This window comes from Halothiobacillus neapolitanus c2, assembly GCF_000024765.1.
Taxonomy (GTDB): domain Bacteria; phylum Pseudomonadota; class Gammaproteobacteria; order Halothiobacillales; family Halothiobacillaceae; genus Halothiobacillus; species Halothiobacillus neapolitanus.
In genome coordinates, this window is sequence record NC_013422.1 from 1,397,567 (window position 1) to 1,414,297 (window position 16,731).

The 16,731-nt window shown below is 52.0% G+C and carries 14 protein-coding genes and 2 tRNA genes; 13 read left to right on the top strand and 3 right to left on the bottom strand.

The annotated features are described in order from the left end of the window. Positions 1-68: 68 nt before the first annotated feature. The 5 genes from cydD (at position 69) to HNEAP_RS06500 (ending at position 7,645) form a co-directional block, all read left to right on the top strand. On the top strand, positions 69-1,841 hold the full coding sequence (gene cydD / locus HNEAP_RS06480; protein WP_012824161.1) for a thiol reductant ABC exporter subunit CydD: 1,773 nt from the start codon (positions 69-71) through the stop codon (positions 1,839-1,841). Then, positions 1,838-3,526 (top strand): thiol reductant ABC exporter subunit CydC, encoded by a 1,689-nt coding sequence (gene cydC, locus HNEAP_RS06485; RefSeq protein ID WP_012824162.1) that lies wholly within the window; start codon positions 1,838-1,840, stop codon positions 3,524-3,526. Before cydD ends, cydC begins: the two co-directional genes overlap by 4 nt. Positions 3,527-3,855: 329 nt before the next feature. Further along, positions 3,856-5,307: a cytochrome ubiquinol oxidase subunit I gene (locus HNEAP_RS06490; protein ID WP_012824163.1), complete on the top strand. Its 1,452-nt coding sequence runs from the start codon at positions 3,856-3,858 to the stop codon at positions 5,305-5,307. A gap of 21 nt (positions 5,308-5,328) precedes the next feature. Continuing rightward, positions 5,329-6,375 carry a cytochrome d ubiquinol oxidase subunit II gene (cydB, locus tag HNEAP_RS06495; protein WP_012824164.1) on the top strand — a complete coding sequence of 349 codons (1,047 nt, stop codon included), beginning with the start codon at positions 5,329-5,331 and terminating at the stop codon, positions 6,373-6,375. Positions 6,376-6,883: 508 nt separating this feature from the next. Beyond that, complete coding sequence (locus HNEAP_RS06500) at positions 6,884-7,645, top strand: lipoprotein intramolecular transacylase Lit (RefSeq protein ID WP_012824166.1); 762 nt, start codon at positions 6,884-6,886, stop codon at positions 7,643-7,645. 93 nt (positions 7,646-7,738) lie between these two features. On the opposite strand, the gene pgm is transcribed toward HNEAP_RS06500, so the two are convergent. Then, entirely contained in the window at positions 7,739-9,382 is a 1,644-nt protein-coding gene (pgm, locus tag HNEAP_RS06505) for a phosphoglucomutase (alpha-D-glucose-1,6-bisphosphate-dependent) (protein ID WP_012824167.1), read from the bottom strand. 299 nt (positions 9,383-9,681) lie between these two features. On the opposite strand from pgm, the gene HNEAP_RS06510 reads away from it, so the two are divergent. Then, positions 9,682-10,896, top strand: a complete 1,215-nt coding sequence (locus tag HNEAP_RS06510; RefSeq protein WP_012824168.1) for a TsoY family (seleno)protein — start codon at positions 9,682-9,684, stop codon at positions 10,894-10,896. An 84-nt stretch (positions 10,897-10,980) separates the two neighbouring features. On the opposite strand, the gene HNEAP_RS06515 is transcribed toward HNEAP_RS06510, so the two are convergent. Next, a complete protein-coding gene (locus tag HNEAP_RS06515; RefSeq protein WP_081441185.1) occupies positions 10,981-11,565 on the bottom strand; it encodes a lytic transglycosylase domain-containing protein in 585 nt (194 codons plus the stop codon). Positions 11,566-11,719: 154 nt separating this feature from the next. Between HNEAP_RS06515 and HNEAP_RS06520 the strand changes: the two genes are divergently transcribed. The 4 genes from HNEAP_RS06520 (at position 11,720) to HNEAP_RS06535 (ending at position 12,929) form a co-directional block, all read left to right on the top strand. After that, positions 11,720-12,157: a DUF1249 domain-containing protein gene (locus tag HNEAP_RS06520; RefSeq protein WP_081441117.1), complete on the top strand. Its 438-nt coding sequence runs from the start codon at positions 11,720-11,722 to the stop codon at positions 12,155-12,157. A 54-nt stretch (positions 12,158-12,211) separates the two neighbouring features. After that, positions 12,212-12,664, top strand: a complete 453-nt coding sequence (locus HNEAP_RS06525; RefSeq protein WP_012824171.1) for an Rrf2 family transcriptional regulator — start codon at positions 12,212-12,214, stop codon at positions 12,662-12,664. 111 nt (positions 12,665-12,775) lie between these two features. Further along, positions 12,776-12,851: transfer RNA gene (locus HNEAP_RS06530), tRNA-Gly, on the top strand. Positions 12,852-12,855: 4 nt separating this feature from the next. Next, positions 12,856-12,929: transfer RNA gene (locus HNEAP_RS06535), tRNA-Cys, on the top strand. A 251-nt stretch (positions 12,930-13,180) separates the two neighbouring features. Here HNEAP_RS06535 and HNEAP_RS06540 read toward each other — a convergent pair. After that, positions 13,181-13,921, bottom strand: coding sequence for a DUF429 domain-containing protein (locus tag HNEAP_RS06540; RefSeq protein ID WP_012824172.1), 741 nt, complete (start codon positions 13,919-13,921; stop codon positions 13,181-13,183). 156 nt (positions 13,922-14,077) lie between these two features. Between HNEAP_RS06540 and HNEAP_RS06545 the strand changes: the two genes are divergently transcribed. Genes HNEAP_RS06545 through HNEAP_RS06555 form a run of 3 tightly spaced genes read left to right on the top strand, consistent with a single transcriptional unit; the run spans position 14,078 to position 16,514 of the window. Continuing rightward, positions 14,078-14,779, top strand: a complete 702-nt coding sequence (locus HNEAP_RS06545) for an SDR family NAD(P)-dependent oxidoreductase (RefSeq protein WP_012824173.1) — start codon at positions 14,078-14,080, stop codon at positions 14,777-14,779. Beyond that, positions 14,776-14,994, top strand: coding sequence for a TIGR03643 family protein (locus HNEAP_RS06550; RefSeq protein ID WP_012824174.1), 219 nt, complete (start codon positions 14,776-14,778; stop codon positions 14,992-14,994). Before HNEAP_RS06545 ends, HNEAP_RS06550 begins: the two co-directional genes overlap by 4 nt. Further along, the gene (locus HNEAP_RS06555; RefSeq protein WP_012824175.1) at positions 14,991-16,514 is read left to right on the top strand and encodes an FAD-binding domain-containing protein; all 1,524 of its coding nucleotides are present in this window, start codon (positions 14,991-14,993) and stop codon (positions 16,512-16,514) included. The genes HNEAP_RS06550 and HNEAP_RS06555 overlap by 4 nt, the downstream gene beginning before the upstream one ends. Positions 16,515-16,731 lie beyond the last annotated feature (217 nt).

Below are 16,731 nucleotides of genomic sequence, written 5' to 3' on the forward strand. Positions count from 1 at the left end.
CACGCGGTTAAGTCCAAACATGTTCGCGCTCGACTAAAACACTCAACGCCTCGGAAATCATCAAACCCATGGCCAATCCTGCCGCGATGCAAGACAAGGAACAGATCCGCCAACTGGATCGATGGCTAAGAAGTCAGGCAAAAACGGTAAAACGGCCCCTGAATACAGCCGTTCTGCTCGGCAGTGTGAATGGTTTTTTACTGATTGCCCAATGCTGGATGCTGGCTCAGGTGCTAAATGCAACTGCGATCGGCCACCAACCGATTACTGCAGTCTGGGGATATCTGGCAGGCATGATCGGACTTTTTCTGCTGCGAGCCGGGGTAAATTACGGTAGCCAGCGGTTCACCTTCGAAGCCGGTGCCCGCCTGCGCACCGAACTCAGAGCCAGTATCTTCGATCACATCCATGCACTCGGCCCGGCATGGAGTCGTGATCAACGCTCGGGAGCACGCGCAACCGAGGTAGTGGATGGCGTCGAAGCACTGGATAAATATTTCAGTCTTTATCTGCCACAAATGCAGCTCGCCATTATTATTCCTGCGGCGATCCTGGTTTTTGTCTTCCCGTTCGATTGGATATCCGGACTGATTCTGTCCATCACGGCACCTTTGCTTCCCGTATTCATGATCATCATCGGCAGTCAGACCGAAAAACTAAATCAGGCGCAGTGGCAAAGTTTGTCTCGCATGGGGGCACACTTTTTCGACATGATCGAGGGACTGACGACACTCAAGCTGTTTAATGCCGCCCAGCGTGAAGCCCGTTTTATCGGTCAGATCGCAGAAGACTACCGCCTGCAAACCATGAAGGTGTTGCGCGTCGCCTTTCTCTCTTCGATGGTGCTTGAATTTCTGGCTGCCATCAGCATCGCCATGGTGGCTGTTTATGTCGGCTTTCGATTGATGTACGGCGACATCCATTATCTCAACGGCATTTTCGTGCTCTTGCTTGCGCCGGAGTTCTATCTCCCCTTGCGCAGCATGGGAACGCAATTTCACGCGCGAATGGATGCACTGGGCGCCGTGGAGCCGATTATTGAACTCTTGAATACGCAGCCATCCACCAAGCCGACTGGTGAAATTGAGCTGAAACCGGAACATGCGCCTCAGATTACCTTTTCCCATCTCGACTTTGCCTACCCAAATCGGGACGCAGTCATAAGTGGCCTTAACCTCGATTTACGAGCGGGCACGCACACGGCACTCATCGGCGCGAGTGGCGCGGGAAAATCGACAGTGGGTCAATTGCTGCTTGGTTTTTTAACACCCACTGATGGCAAAATCCTGATCAACGGCATGCCGCTCTCTAAGATTTCGCCACCTAGCTGGCACAAACAGGTAGCCTGGTTACCGCAGAATCCAACACTGTTTCACGGCACCATCGAAGATAACATTGCGCTGAATCGTCGTTCGAGCGGTCACGATGATGCGTTGCATCAGGCTGCGCAAAATGCACAGGCACTCGACTTCATCAACCGCCTGCCAAACGGGTTCCAGACGATTGTCGGGGATCGGGGCCAAGGGCTTTCGGGCGGTGAAATACAACGCATTGCCTTGGCACGCGCATTTTACAAGGATGTGCCCGTTGTGCTGCTGGACGAACCTTCTGCCAGCCTTGACCCGGAAAGTGAGCGCCTGATCACGGATGCCATCGCCAGACTATCCTCAGGTAGAACCATGCTGACCATCGCGCACCGATTGACCACGATCGAGCGAAGCGATCAGATCGTGGTACTCGACGGCGGGAAAATCATCGAGCAAGGGACGCACGATGTTTTAATCCAGACGAATGGTGCCTATGCAGAACGCTACCGGCAATATCGGAGCGCCGGGCTATGAGTCGCGAACAAAAGCAAATACCAAAGCATAGTGAATGGCGCTGGCTTTATGAAATCAGTCGCCCGTATCTTGGCTGGATGATGGCTGGTGTTCTGCTTGCCACCACGGTTATTCTCGCCAATGTGGCTTTACTCTCCGTGTCCGGCTGGTTCATTACCGCCATGGCAATCAGCGGACTAACTGGCGCAGTCATCAATTACTTCACGCCGGCAGCGGCCATCCGCGGTTTGGCAATTTTGCGTACCGTGGGCAGATATCTCGAACGATTGATCACCCATGAGGCCACATTCCGGCTCCTCGCCGGCTTGCGTCAATGGTTCTTCGAACGTTTGGAACCATTGGCACCGGCTCGCCTTCAGTATTATCAGGGCGGGGATTTGCTGAGCCGAATTCGTGCCGACATCGATAGCCTCGAAAATGCGTATTTGCGCATCGTTACCCCTACGCTTGCCGCCCTGCTCTCCACCGTGCTGATGGTTCTGTTCTTGTTGTGGTGGAGCCCTGCTATTGCACTGACAAACCTTATTGGCCTGATGATCGTCGGCTTGATTTTGCCTTGGTTGGCGCTGCATCTGGGCATGAACAGTGGTAAACAGATTGTCGAGGCGCGTGCGGCCTTGCGTCAACGGACCAGCGAAACCGTGCGCGGTCTGGCCGAAATCACACTCTACGGCGATCCGCAACAACGCATCGATACCATTCACAAGGAGAACAGCGCGCTGGTCGTGCCCCAGAGACAGCAAAACCGCATCGATGCCGGCAGTACGGCCCTGACAGGTCTATTCAGCCAACTGACCTGGCTCACCATGATTGTCATAGCCATAGGTCTTGTTCAGAACGGAATGCTTAACGGACCGGAACTGGTGATGCTGGCATTCTTCGGCATGGCCAGCTTTGAGGCAGTCGCCGCCTTGCCCATTGCCTTTCGCGCCCTCGGGGAAACACGCAGCGCCGCTGGCCGGATTTTGGATCTGGTCGATGCTGAACCTGAGGTGATCGAACCAATCGAACCTTCGGCCGCGCCACAGCGCTTCGACATACGATTCGACAAGGTGTGCCTCACCTACCCCGGAAACAAACAACCCGCGCTGCACGATGTCAGCTTCCACCTTAAACAGGGACAGAAACTCGCCATCCGAGGTGCCAGTGGCTCCGGCAAAACCAGTTTGACCCAGCTAATACTCAAGTTCTGGGCACCCGACTCCGGTCAGATCAGCATTGGCGAGACAAATCTTTGTGATCTGAGTGGCGACAGTGTTCGAGCGCTCTGTGCTGTTGTCAGTCAGCACGTTCATCTGTTCAACACGACCTTGGCTGCAAATTTATACCTCGCCAAACCTAATGCCACGCAGGAAGACCTGGTGAGTGCTTGCCGAGCAGCTTCGATCCTCGACGATATCCTCGCCTTGCCTGAAGGTTTCAACACAGTAGTTGGTGAAGCCGCCGCTCGACTATCAGGCGGTCAAATCAGACGCATCAGCATCGCCCGAGCTTTATTGAAGGATGCGCCCATCGTGATTCTTGACGAACCCACAGAAGGCCTTGATGCCAAAACAGAACAGGCAGTCACGAAAGCATTGGCTTGGCTACTGCAGGATCGGACAGCGTTAATTATTTCTCATCGCCCCCAACTACTTACGCTCGCCGATCAGACAATCGTGCTGGATGCAGGAAGCATCATTTAATCTCAACACTGACCGTCAATAGAACCTAATGGATGTTCTATACACAACAACAAGTTAATGAGAGTTTCAATAAAGGCCGAAATTATCATTAAAAACCATATGGTTAAATTTTTAGATGAATCGCCTAATAAATTCTACAAATACTTAAAAAGTAATCTATCATAAGTTAATAAAACAGGGTTCACATCGCGACCATCGACAGCAGTGACACCCTGAAAGAGCCTAAAAGAACCTAAAAAGAGCAAGGGTGGCGATTAGTCTCCACCGGACCATAAACCTTGTATTGAATGTGATCGCACTGACGATTTCACACAGTCGGGAGCATAAAAATGACAGATCCAACTTTGATGACTGATCTCGCACGGCTAGATTTTGGGTGGATCACCACCATGCATATCCTCTACCCCCCCTTAACCATTGGTCTGGCCTCGTTTCTTTTGTACAGCGAATGGCGCTGGATGAAAACCGATAACGACGAGTGGTATCGCCTCACCCGTTTCTTTGAAAAACTGTTCATCATCAACTTCGGGGCTGGCGTTGCCACGGGCGTTACGATGGAAATGTCCTTCGGGATACTGTTTGCGCCCTTTTCACAGGCTGCCGGACCATTCTTTGGCAACATCCTGGGCTATGAAACCATCACGGCCTTCATGTACGAGGCGGGCTTCATCGGTCTGATGATTTTCGGCTGGGGCAAAATCAGCAAGAAAATGCACCTCTTCGCCACGTTCAACGTTGCGTTTTCATCCATGTTGTCGGCCATGTGGATTCTGGTGGCCAACTCCTGGATGCAATCCCCTACCGGCGTTCATCTCGAAAAAGGTCTTTTTTTGGTGGACGATTGGACGGCGGCCATTTTTAATCCGAATTTCCTCACTGCGTTCCCGCACATGTTTATCGCAGCAATCGAAATCGGGTTGTTCTTTGTGGCCGGTATCTCAGCTTGGATGATCTACAAGAATCGCCATGCGCAGATGTTTATGCGCACCCTGACTGCATCACTGATGGCACTGGTTATCGTTGCCCCCCTTCAAGTCTACATCGGCGACGAATTGGGGCGCACGGTGGCAGAACACGATCCGGCCGCACTCGCCGCCATGGAAGGTCATTGGCACACCTACAATGCCGACGGCACCCCAAACACCAGCTGGAACTTGGTCGCATGGCCTGATGAGGAAAAGGGCACCAATACGTTTCAGATTGGCATCCCCCACGTGTTGAGCCTGCTGGAAGATCACAAATGGGTCAGCACAGTGAAGGGTCTGGATCAATTCAAGCCGGAAGACCGTCCACCGGTTCTGGCGCCCTTCTATGCCTTCCGCATTATGGTGGCCGCTGGTGGAATTCTGATGTTGGTGGCGTTTTGGGCGCTGTATCTGCGCTACAAAGGCAAATTCAATGCCCTTGAGTTACAGCGTCGTCCGTGGTTTCTGCGGGCGGTCATTTTCAGTGCCATCCTGCCGTATGTCGCTATTTGGACGGGTTGGTGGACCCGTGAAATCGCACGTCAGCCTTGGATCGTACATGGCATGATGCGCACCTCCGAAGGGGTCAGCCAGATGAGTATTTCAGCCGAGATCGCCTGGTTCATCGGCTTTGTATTCTTTGATCTGGTCGTTTGGATCGGCGCCTGGTACTTCTTCTCGAAAGTGGTCCGCCGTGGTCCGGACATGCATGAAGAAATCATTCATGGTGTACAAGGCGAAGGGCTTCACTTGGGGCAACTGCCGGAGCGCGACGCGCCGGAAGGCCGCCCACTGTTTGAACGACCCGCCATCTGATCAGAACATAAGGAGATTTTTATGCAACACATCATGGACATCACTCACGGCTACCAATGGCTCACGTTCATCTGGTGGGTCCTGATCGGACTATTCGTCGTGCTGTACATCATCTTGGACGGCGCTGACCTTGGATCGGGAATTTACTCGCTCTTCAATTCCGACAGCGAGGAGCGCGGCGCCATCATGGCTTCCATGGCCGGCACATGGGATGCGAATGAAACCTGGCTGGTGGTGGCCGGCGGGGCTATTTTCGGCACGTTTCCATTGGCTTACGGGTCGCTGTTTCATTATTTGATGATCCCCTTGATGGTCGTTCTGTGGGGCATCATCATTCGGGCTGTCTCATTGGAGTTCCATCATTATTCCAAACGCAGCCGGGCATTATGGGATTGGGGGTTCGGCATCGGGAGCTTGGTGACCACCTTTGGTGCAGGTGTTTGCCTAGGCGCTTTTCTGCAGGGATTCCAGATGACCACTGGGCAGGTACCTACCTTCGGCGGCGGTGCATTGGATTTCCTCACGCCATTTAGCATATTGACCGGTTTTACGGCTGTCATCGCCGCCTCACTGGCGGGCGGAGCCTACCTGCGGGCCCGGTTCGACCGTTCCACCGAAATCTATGCCAAAGCGCTCAAATGGACGGATTTGATGTTCTATCTCGCCTTGGTAGCCATCATGATTACCGTCGTGTGGACGTTCATCCAATTCTCCTGGGCACGCGACAAGTGGATCGGTCCGTATTGGTGGGCATATGTTATTGCTGGCGCGATTGTGCTTTTCGCGACTTGGTCCATGCGCAAGGCTTCGCGCGAACAGCGGGATATCACGGCAATGATCTGGCTCGCCAGCATCGTGTTCATCAATTTTGCCACCATGATGGCGACACTATACCCCTGGTTTGTGCCCGGCACGATGACGATTTACGATGCAGCCAACCCGTCCAACTCATTGAGCGCCTTCAGTTATGCCATGCTCGGGTTTGTACCGGTCATGCTGTCGTATAACTTTTATCAAGCCTGGGTTTTCCGCGCCCGACTGCACAAACTTGCTGGTTATGCACACTAGCTGCCCGTCGGTCTTGATGAAAATCGGCTGTAAATCCCCATAGTCGACTTTTATTTCACCACTTTTTTGGGAAACAGGGACAACTATTCACCTTGAAAAGTGGCAAAAAATGTCTTCGCTCAGCTAGTTTTTCACTAGAATTCCTAAAACCTGACAGGCTGATTGGAAATAAATGTTAGATCACCGCCGCATCACAACTTCCTTAACCGCACGTGCCATTTGGCGTTTGCGTGGAATGATGCTCTTTCTGATCGGACCTGCAGCAGGTCTCCTCCTTGTCAATGTCATCTTCGGTCTCCCGGCAGTATTGTGGTGGTCTGCTGGCGCGATGGGCCTTCTCATGCTTACCATCTTCGTGCTCATGGTCATCAAGGAGCGAAAGCTCATTCGCTCTATAGGAAGCGTGTAAATATGCATCGCCATATTCGCTAAGAAAGAGCACGAAAATTAAGAACCATTCCCATGCATAATACGGAGCAAATCTGCGGATTATTAAGGAGACAGCCGCATGCGCTTACCTCGGAACGTTGCACAGCACTTGCGAAATAGCGCCCAAGTCACGGTTCATCTGGCCCTCTTATGGCCGACTGTATTGTGGTTAGCATGGCTCGCATTATCTCAGGTCAATTTTTTCTACCCTGAGAATTACCGACTGCTGGATATCCCGTCCACCATTGAAAAATATGTGCCGCAAAATCGTCATGGCAAACAAAATTTCATCGAGACAAATTCTAAGGAACACGCGCGCCTGTTTTCTGCCATCACGCATGCAATCAACCATGAAGGGCGTGGATTAGCCCAATTGCACTACTTCGCTCCAAATGGGCGAGATCTGGGCGTGTTTCTGACTAAAGACGAAGTAACACATCTGACTGATGTCGCTCGGGTTGTCGACAAGGGAAACGACATTGGACGAATCGCCCTTTTAGCCTGGCTCATTCTGATCGCGGTGAGCGTCTGGAAACGACGCCGTTTACCCAGCTTCAGATCATTCGCCGCAGGCACATTGATCACCCTGTTCATCGCCACGGTGACGGTGCTTATGATTGGGCCAATGCGAGTATTTAACGACTTCCACCGAAGCGTATTCCCCGCCAACCACCCTTGGTTCTTTTATTATCAGGACTCACTGATGACTACCTTTATGCAGGCGCCCAACCTGTTCGGGTTGATCGTTCTTTGGTGGCTGGCTGCCGCTGGCATCCTGTTGGCATTGCTCTGGAGTATAGCGAAAGGTCTGATTGCACTTCGCAATTCGCAACAAGGCTGAGAGCAGTGATCGAGTCAAGACGCTATGCCAGAAAGCGCTGAAACCGACAACGTTCACCTTGGTACCGGACGCCATAAAAACACCGTAACGAAATCAATGCCCGGCCAACACCTCGGAAACAAGCGTCTTGGCCTCATTCAGAATCTGGGCGAGATGCTCGTTTGAAATAAAACTTTCAGCATAAATCTTGTAGATATCTTCCGTCCCGGATGGACGCGCGGCAAACCAGCCATTGGCAGTCTCAACTTTCAGCCCACCCAAAGGGGCCTGATTGCCGGGCGCATGCGTCATCACGCGGGTAATATCCTCACCGGCAAGTTTGGTGGCATGAACAGATTCGGCCGTCAGCCCCTTGAATTGCGCTTTCTCTTCAGCCGTGATGGGCGCATCCACGCGGGTGTAGTAAGGCTGGCCATACTTATCGACCAACACATTGAAATATTCCCAGGGATCCTTACCGGTCACCGCCAAGATTTCAGCGGCAAGAAGCCCCAAAATCAGGCCATCCTTATCGGTCGTCCACACCGCTCCATCACGACAGAGGAACGTGGCGCCAGCCGATTCTTCACCGCCGAACCCCAAATCCCCGGCAGTCAATCCCGGTTGAAACCATTTGATGCCCACGGGGGTTTCAAATACGGGTCGACCTAAACCCGCCGCCACGCGATCAATCATCGAACTGGAAACGACCGTTTTACCAATGGCAAGATACCGAGCCCACTCTGGCCGATGACGGAACAGATAATCGATTGCCACCGCAAGGTAGTGATTCGGATTCAGAAGACCGCCATCCGGAGTCACAATTCCATGACGATCGGCATCGGTATCGTTTCCAAATGCAATGTCGAAACGATCCTTGATCGCCAGCAATCCGGACATGGCATACGGAGATGAGCAATCCATACGGATTTTCCCATCATGATCAAGCGGCATGAAACGAAAATCCGGCTCGATACGCTCATTCACCACAGTCAAATCGAGCTGGTAATGCTCAGCAATCGGTTTCCAATAAGGCAAACCGGCGCCACCCATCGGATCGACGCCAATTGAAATCCCGGCCTTGCGAATCGCCTCGAAATCAATCACCTGCGCGAGTTCTGATACATAAGGCGTGACGAAGTCGTCAGCAATCACAAAGGACTGTTTAAGTGCCTCAGCGAAGTCCATCCGAGGGATGTCTTCCCATTGATCGAGCAATTCATTCGCGCGGTTCTGAATCCAGCCCGTGGCATCCGTATCGGCGGGCCCACCGTGTGTAGGGTTGTACTTGAAACCCCCATCGCTCGGCGGATTGTGTGATGGCGTGATCACGATTCCATCGCACAAAGCGGACGAGGATGCCGCATTGTTGTCAATAATCAACCGGGAGATGACCGGCGTTGGCGTCGGTTTGAAACCGGCTTGGTAACGCAAAGGGACGCCGGCGGCCGCCAGAACTTCAATCGTAGTCACAAACGCCGGCCAAGAGAGCGCGTGTGTGTCCACCCCGATCAGAATGGCGCCCGCTATACCCTGCTCTTGACGATATTCAATCAATGCTGCCGTGATGGCCGCGATATGCGCTTCATTGAAACTCGTGTTCAGACTCGTGCCACGATGACCGGACGTACCAAAGCTCACCTGTTGCCGAACCACCCGCGAATCCGGTTTCTGCGTGTAGTAGGCACTGATCAGTTCGGGAATTTGAACCAGCATATCCGGCGTGGGCGGCGTACCAGCAAGTGGTGATGAAGACATAAAACAATCCTTGAAGTTTGACAACGGAGCATCTGCCACAGAATGCCAAATCTGTGACGAACAACAAAGTTAAAAATTGCGGCACGCGGCTTCACTGATTTATCAAGAGGCGGGCAAGTTGACGACAGATGTCTAGGCATCGATCGATGCGGGTTCGTGAGAGATAAACCCAAGTATTCTCACATTACTATGATTATTTTTATTTATACAGCAAAAACTTGTGATATGTTAGTTTCTTCTAATGTACGCGACGGCCTGACAAACACAACCCAAACAACTAGTTATTAGAGGTATCTATTATGTTGGTTAAAAATTTTGGGGCTAAATTCAACCCCTTGTATTTTCTTGCATCCCTTGGCGCAGGCGGCTTGTCCGTATCATTTTTCATCTATTTGATGTTTTTGCTCCCACATCCCAATACACCCATGGTGACATTCAACGACGTGTGGCCCATCCTCACGGGGCCAAACATCATCAACGCAGTGCTCACCGGCTTAACTATTTCATTGATTCTTTTTTTTGCTTATTGGCATTTCCGTTTACTTTTATGGAATATCAGCGAATTTGGCCTATTTAAACAAACCGAGGCCTATCAAAAGCTGATCGTAAGCAACTCAGAAATTGCGCTGATGGCCATCCCACTTACTTTGGCTATGACAGTGAATGTGTCTTTTGTACTCGGTGCCATATTGATTCCGAACCTTTGGTCGGTGGTCGAATGGTTGTTCCCGCTTGCAATCACCGCATTTTTTGTGATTGGCGTCTTTGCCATGAAAATTTTAGTGCGCTACTTCGCACGGGCATTCATTGGTGGTCAAGTTGATTTTGCGACCAACAACAGTTTGGCCCCCATGATTTCAATGTTTGCACTTTCCATGATTGCCGTTGGTTTCGCCGCACCGGCTTCCATGTCCGAAAACACAACGGTGATCGCCATATCGATTGCACTCTCATTGTTCTTCCTGACCGTTGCGGTTCTTTTAGCGATCGTCAAACTGGTGAACGGTTTTCAATCCATGATGGTCAACGGAATCAATGAATCCGCCAGCCCAAGCTTGTGGATCATGATTCCCATTTTGACTCTATTGGGGATTACCTGGATTCGCTTGAGCCACGGACTACACCATGGATTTGATAGCTCCATGAACTACAGCGGTTTGTTTGTCAGCAGTATGATTGTGCTTTCCGCTCAAATCCTGTTTGGCTTACTTGGATACGCAGTCATGCGCCATCTCGGTTATTTCCAGCACTATATTCATGGCGAGAAAGGCAATGCGGGCTCATTCGCTCTGGTTTGCCCCGGCGTTGCGTTCTTCGTGTTCGGCATGTTTTTCATCAACGTCGGGCTAACCCATAACGAGATCATCAGCCACCGCTCGTGGGTCTACTTTCTGTTGATGACTCCTTTCGTTTACATCCAACTCAAAACGGTCCAGGTGTTTTGGGAGCTCAAGAACAAACTACTGATCCGCAACTCGACTCATTTCGACCAACCTGCCACCACCCGTAATTAAACAAACGCAACGAGAAAAGCCCCGGTTTTCGGGGCTTTTTTATTAGTTATAGGTTTCAATCGCACAGTTTAAGGCTGGATCCAGCTATTGGGATTGCTCCGCCTTGGCCACATAACGCTTCTGTAAATCGAGCACGCGCGTCACATAGTTTTGTGTTTCGTTGTATGGCGGCACGCCAGAATACTTTTGCACCGCGCCTTCGCCTGCATTGTAGGCCGCTACCGCCAGTTGCCGATCACCGTGGAACAAATCAAGCAAGAAGGCAAGATAAGCAACACCGCCGGCAATGTTTTCCTCGGGGTTGAACCGGTCGGCAACACCGAATCGTTCTGCCGTTTGCGGCATCAACTGCATCAATCCACCCGCGCCCGCAGAAGACACTGCGTTGGGGTTGAACGCACTTTCAGCATGCATAACGGCACGCACCAGCGTTGGATCAACGCCGAACTGCTTGGCGTAATGTCTGATTTCATCGTCGTAGGTGTGAACATTCAAGCGTGGCAGGATCTTGAAACCATCGTGCCAAGCCTTGGGCGCTGTCCATGCACTTTTCTGAAACAGCGTATAGCCAGAATGTTTTTTTGGGGTCACGTTTGTCAGATGCGCCACACCATTGGCATCCCGAAGCACATACACATCCGCTGTCGCCGTAGAACATGCCACAGTCATCAGAAGGCCGAAGGAAAAAATTACTCCCACCACCCGCCGGTTGAAACTATATTTGATTTGGCAATCCATCATGCCCTAACCTCTTCAATCATCGCATCACAGGCCACGAGACGCCCGCGACAACTTTCACGCATTGTATGGCACAACACCGCTCATGAATACTAAGACGCAAACTCCCCCCTTTCAACGTTCCGGCACTTTCGAGCGCTTGATGGACGCCTATGAGCAAAATTACATTCTTATGCGGCGGTTGTTCGGCGATTTAAAGCATCTTAAAAGTGGCGATGAGTGCCCGTGGAATGCGAATATCACCTCGAAAATCATCGCCAAGAGCAAATTTACCCTTGATGTCCAATTTACGGACCAGCTCGTCGTGGGTAACAAAAATCGCCCATTGAAGCTAAAAGTACGGGTGTATCACGATGCCCGAACTGCCGAATTACTCGACCCGGTTCATAGAAATCAGTGCCTGCAGGAACTCACCAGCAAATGCACAGAACAGCAGTTCAAACGCAACCGGCTGCTCAAAAACTGGTTGATCAAACAAGTAAACATCCTATCTGGTGGATATAATCTCTCTATGCCCGAGTAAATTACTCAGCTATGATTGTTTAAATCAATTATAGAAAGCAGAGGTATACACACCATGCGACTCACAACCAAATGCCGCCATGCAGTGACCGCCCTCATCCACCTCGCAAATCGATCAAACGAGCAGACCACCGTTTCGCTCGCGGAAATATCAACGATACAAGGCGTATCGATTTCCTATCTGGAACAGCTCTTTTCGAAGATGCGCCAGGCTGATTTGGTCATCGGCACGCGCGGGCCAGGCGGTGGCTATCGCTTGAACAGACCGCCAGAACAGATCACCGTCGCCCATATCGCCGATGCCATAGATGATCGCTGCCGCGAAGAACGTCTCGAAGGTTTCAACAAATCCTGCCCAGACAAACGCAATTTCGCCCAAGACAAATGGAATGAGTTCTCTCGAGAGCTTTATTTATTCCTAGACACAATCACCCTATCCCGCTTCGTGGAAAACCAGACACCAATTCAAAACCGTCCTGAAATCAGTCTGGCCCAAGCAATCAGGTAATACGGCAGCATAAATGCCCAAAACCCGCAGTGATCAAAGTACCTAAACTAAGAAAAACCCAGAGGGTGATTGACAACATGTCTTCATCCATGAATAATTCCGCCCCTGTTTGCGGGAATAGCTCAGCTGGTAGAGCGCAACCTTGCCAAGGTTGAGGTCGCGAGTTCGAACCTCGTTTCCCGCTCCAAATTGGCTGGATGTCAGAGTGGTTATGTCGCGGATTGCAAATCCGCTTACCTCGGTTCGATTCCGGGTCCAGCCTCCACACAAAAACCGATCAAAACGGAAACCAGCGACAGACAATGTCATCGTACGATGATTGATCGACGCTAGTACGCTCCTTATTTGTGCCCATAGCCATGTCGATACCAACCGGGCAAAACGGCATCCAAGCGCCCATCAAGGGGCTAAATTTGCTCCCTATGTAGAAAAAAACCAGCCCCATTTCTGGGGCTTTTTTGGTTTTTGCCAACTATGCAGACACCAGATGATGTTTATTTCCCCGGACAAGTCGGCTTACTGTCTCGATTCACAGTGACATTGCGGCACATAAATATATCCGAGATCAACACTACCAAATAATTGCCCCGGTTCTGACCGGGCGAATAAACCCGCGATGTAGAGGCAGATGATGGCATCGAGCACATCTTCGTTTTGCTTAAGTGATCGGCCGCGTAAGGATTGGATATATTCTGCGGAAAAATGATGCGACCATTCTCCGGCCACAATGAGCGCCAGTTTGGGCGATTGAGCCAGAGATTTTAGCCGTTGCGCCAATTCGATCTGGCCTTGCTGCCGCGCTGGCACGGGCCCTTTTTTGTAGAGATGCCGTTCTGCCAGCTGGAAGATCTCAATGAGCGCAGGATGCGGGTAGCATTCAATCTGCCACTTTGTTGCCTGCTGACAGGCATGCTCGTGTCTCCGGTGGGCGAGCCAATCGGATAATGCCACGCTGTCCGCTTCAGGATAACGATCACGGTTCGTTGGATGGCAACCGGCTTTGCGCCCGCCATAGCAGCGTGCCAATTCCCGCTCACAGGCTCTGGCCCCATATTGATTGGTGATGATAGTCGGGGCATCGATCGCAACCCCCCGAAGATCGGGTGCCGATTCGAGTGCATTTTGGATGCAGGAAAGCCCCAACAAGTCCGGTTGGATGGCGATCAGGGTGAGCTGATCATTTTGCAGTTCACCAAACGCAATCGCGGTTGGGTGGCTTGCCGTGATCCAGGCCATGTCGATGCCAGCAAGTGTCATATTACGTCGGGGCCTCGTTAGAGATTGGATGGCTTGTCGGCCGAAAAGGCATCCCTTAAAGCATGCCGGCAGCGGGCATAGCTTGTCGATGACTCGAAGTCAGTAATTGGTTTTTTCTTTTCTATACTCGTGGTCCGTTTTCCGTTTGGGTTCAGCATGAGTAACCAGCCAAAAAATATTGCCGTTGTGGGTGCTTCGAGTGCCATCGCTGAGGCATTCATTCGTTGCGTTCAGATACGTTACCCCAATGCGGTTGTGCACGCGTTTTCGCGACAAGGCGATCGACCCATCGACTATAGTCAGGAAGAAAGCATCGCGCTGGCCGCGGAACACGCCAGCCGGACGGGCCCGCTGGATGGGGTGTTCGTGGCCAACGGCATATTGCACGATGGACGGGTTGCCCCGGAAAAATCATTAGGGCAATTGTCACGCGATCATTTTCAGCATGTGTTCGAGATCAACACCGTCGTTCCTGCGCTTGTCGCCAAGCATTTCTTGCCCGTACTCAATCGCCAGCGCCCCGCTTATTTTGCGGTGCTCTCGGCGCGTGTCGGCAGTATTTCCGACAACCAATTGGGTGGCTGGTATGCGTACCGCGCATCCAAGGCGGCTTTGAACATGCTGATCAAAACGGCGGCGATCGAGGTGGCACGGCGCAACAAACAGGCAATCGTCGTTGCGCTCGATCCGGGAACCGTCGACAGCCCGCTTTCCCGACCGTTTCAACGCAATGTGCCCAGCCATAAACTGTTCACTCCCGATCTGGCCGCTGACCAACTGCTGAATGTTCTCGAGCACCTGACACCGGCGCAGACAGGTCGGTTCATTGGTTGGGATGGTGAGGAGATATTGCCGTGAACGAATCGTCCGCAGCGATCAGTGAGCTGATCGAAATGGCCTGGCAGGACCGAATCACCTTCGATGACATTCAGCGTCTGACCGGGTATTCAGAGTCCGAGGTCATTCGGTTGATGCGCGCCCAGTTGAAGCCTTCAAGTTACCGACTATGGCGCAAACGGGTAACCGGCCGGGTAACCAAACACAAAAAGAAATGCGGTGTGGCGCACGAATGAACGTTGTCTGGTTCAAACGGGACCTTCGTCTTTCCGATCACACGGCGTTGGCGCGTGCGGCAAAGCAAGGGCCGGTCCTGCTGCTGTACATTCTGGAGCCCGAATTGTGGCAGCAACCCGACATGAGCGAACGTCAGTTTCGTTTTTTGACGGCCTGTCTGGACGAATTGAAAACCGTGGCCCAAGACAGATCGATTCATTTCGTGATTAAAGTGGGTGAGGCCGTCGAAGTGCTTACCTCGCTTCATCAAAAGTACGCCATTACGGCGTTGTGGTCGCATCAGGAAACAGGTAACGGCTGGACCTTCGCTCGAGATCAACGCGTTTCCCGGTGGTGCCAATACCATCACATTCCGTGGCATGAGCCTGCACAACACGGGGTCGTCCGCCGTCTGGCCAATCGATCGGGTTGGGCCGCCCGATGGTATCGACAGATGAAACAGCCAATCGCCGAACTGCCGCCGGTCATTCACTCGATAGACGAACCATCAGACTCCTGGCCCTCCCCAGCCGATCTGGGTTGGGTAAATGCTGAAACAGCCCAAATTCAATCGGGGGGGCGCAGCCGGGCGCTTGGTTTGCTGCATGATTTTTTGCATGAGCGTGGTGAAACCTACGCGCGCGCCATGTCTTCACCCGTGACCGCCTTTGAGCGTTGTTCCCGGTTATCTCCTCACTTGGCCTTTGGCACCGTTTCTATCCGTGAGGTTTTTCAAGCCGTTGAGGCGCGCAAACTGGCGTTGATGATGCAACCACCCACCGAGCGGGGAATGTGGCCGAGTGCCCTGCGTTCATTCTCCGGGCGACTGCGCTGGCATTGCCATTTTATTCAGAAGCTCGAAGATGAGCCACGCATCGAATTCTGCAATCTGCATCCGGCCTACGAGGGCCTGCGAGAAAGCGAATTCAATCCTGCTTTTTTTGAGGCGTGGCAAGCGGGCAGAACGGGGTATCCGATGGTTGATGCCTGCATGCGGGCCCTCAAGGCCACCGGCTGGCTGAATTTTCGCATGCGTGCCATGGTCATGAGTTTTGCCAGTTATCATCTTTGGCTGCATTGGCGACAACCCGCGTTGTATCTGGCGCGAATGTTTACCGACTACGAACCGGGCATTCATTACAGCCAAGCTCAGATGCAATCGGGCACAACGGGCATCAACACTCTGCGCATTTACAACCCGATCAAGCAAGGCATCGACCATGACCCCGAAGGGGTGTTTATTCGTCGCTGGGTGCCGGAACTAATGGACCTTGATCGGACTTGGATTCACACGCCCTGGCTTGCCCCCTCGCCACCGACTAACTACCCCAGGCCGATCGTCGATGAGGTTCAGGCCAGAAAGGCGGCCGCCGAAAAAATCTATCAATTGCGCAAAACCGACCCAATGCATAGAGAATGGGCGCAGAAAATCGCCGAGAAACACGCCAGCCGAAAACCCGGCAGACAACAATCTCCCAAAACCAAGCAGCCACCGAAAGCTGAAAAACCCCGAACTCAGCTTTCGCTTTTTGAGGATTGATCACTCGCTGTTCCGCAAAACAATTAATTCTCGCTGCCGCTGTATGACCCAAAATACAGACTTCACGATTCGGATTTTTTCGGAAGCTCATGCTTGATGATTTGAAATAAAAAATTGTTTTTTACTTGGGTATGTGTCTTTTATTCCTCTGGACGAATAAAATCAGCCGCCTCGAAAGTGGGTGAAAGAAACTTTGTTCAACCTTAGGGAATCTCGA

What these genes read in the sequence shown, in the direction of transcription:
- cydD (WP_012824161.1), top strand. Translation starts at nt 69, where the DNA reads ATGGCCAATCCTGCCGCGATGCAAGACAAGGAACAGATCCGCCAACTG.
- cydC (WP_012824162.1), top strand. Translation starts at nt 1,838, where the DNA reads ATGAGTCGCGAACAAAAGCAAATACCAAAGCATAGTGAATGGCGCTGG.
- HNEAP_RS06490 (WP_012824163.1), top strand. Translation starts at nt 3,856, where the DNA reads ATGACAGATCCAACTTTGATGACTGATCTCGCACGGCTAGATTTTGGG.
- cydB (WP_012824164.1), top strand. Translation starts at nt 5,329, where the DNA reads ATGCAACACATCATGGACATCACTCACGGCTACCAATGGCTCACGTTC.
- HNEAP_RS06500 (WP_012824166.1), top strand. Translation starts at nt 6,884, where the DNA reads ATGCGCTTACCTCGGAACGTTGCACAGCACTTGCGAAATAGCGCCCAA.
- pgm (WP_012824167.1), bottom strand. Translation starts at nt 9,382, where the DNA reads ATGTCTTCATCACCACTTGCTGGTACGCCGCCCACGCCGGATATGCTG.
- HNEAP_RS06510 (WP_012824168.1), top strand. Translation starts at nt 9,682, where the DNA reads ATGTTGGTTAAAAATTTTGGGGCTAAATTCAACCCCTTGTATTTTCTT.
- HNEAP_RS06515 (WP_081441185.1), bottom strand. Translation starts at nt 11,565, where the DNA reads ATGACTGTGGCATGTTCTACGGCGACAGCGGATGTGTATGTGCTTCGG.
- HNEAP_RS06520 (WP_081441117.1), top strand. Translation starts at nt 11,720, where the DNA reads ATGAATACTAAGACGCAAACTCCCCCCTTTCAACGTTCCGGCACTTTC.
- HNEAP_RS06525 (WP_012824171.1), top strand. Translation starts at nt 12,212, where the DNA reads ATGCGACTCACAACCAAATGCCGCCATGCAGTGACCGCCCTCATCCAC.
- HNEAP_RS06540 (WP_012824172.1), bottom strand. Translation starts at nt 13,921, where the DNA reads ATGACACTTGCTGGCATCGACATGGCCTGGATCACGGCAAGCCACCCA.
- HNEAP_RS06545 (WP_012824173.1), top strand. Translation starts at nt 14,078, where the DNA reads ATGAGTAACCAGCCAAAAAATATTGCCGTTGTGGGTGCTTCGAGTGCC.
- HNEAP_RS06555 (WP_012824175.1), top strand. Translation starts at nt 14,991, where the DNA reads ATGAACGTTGTCTGGTTCAAACGGGACCTTCGTCTTTCCGATCACACG.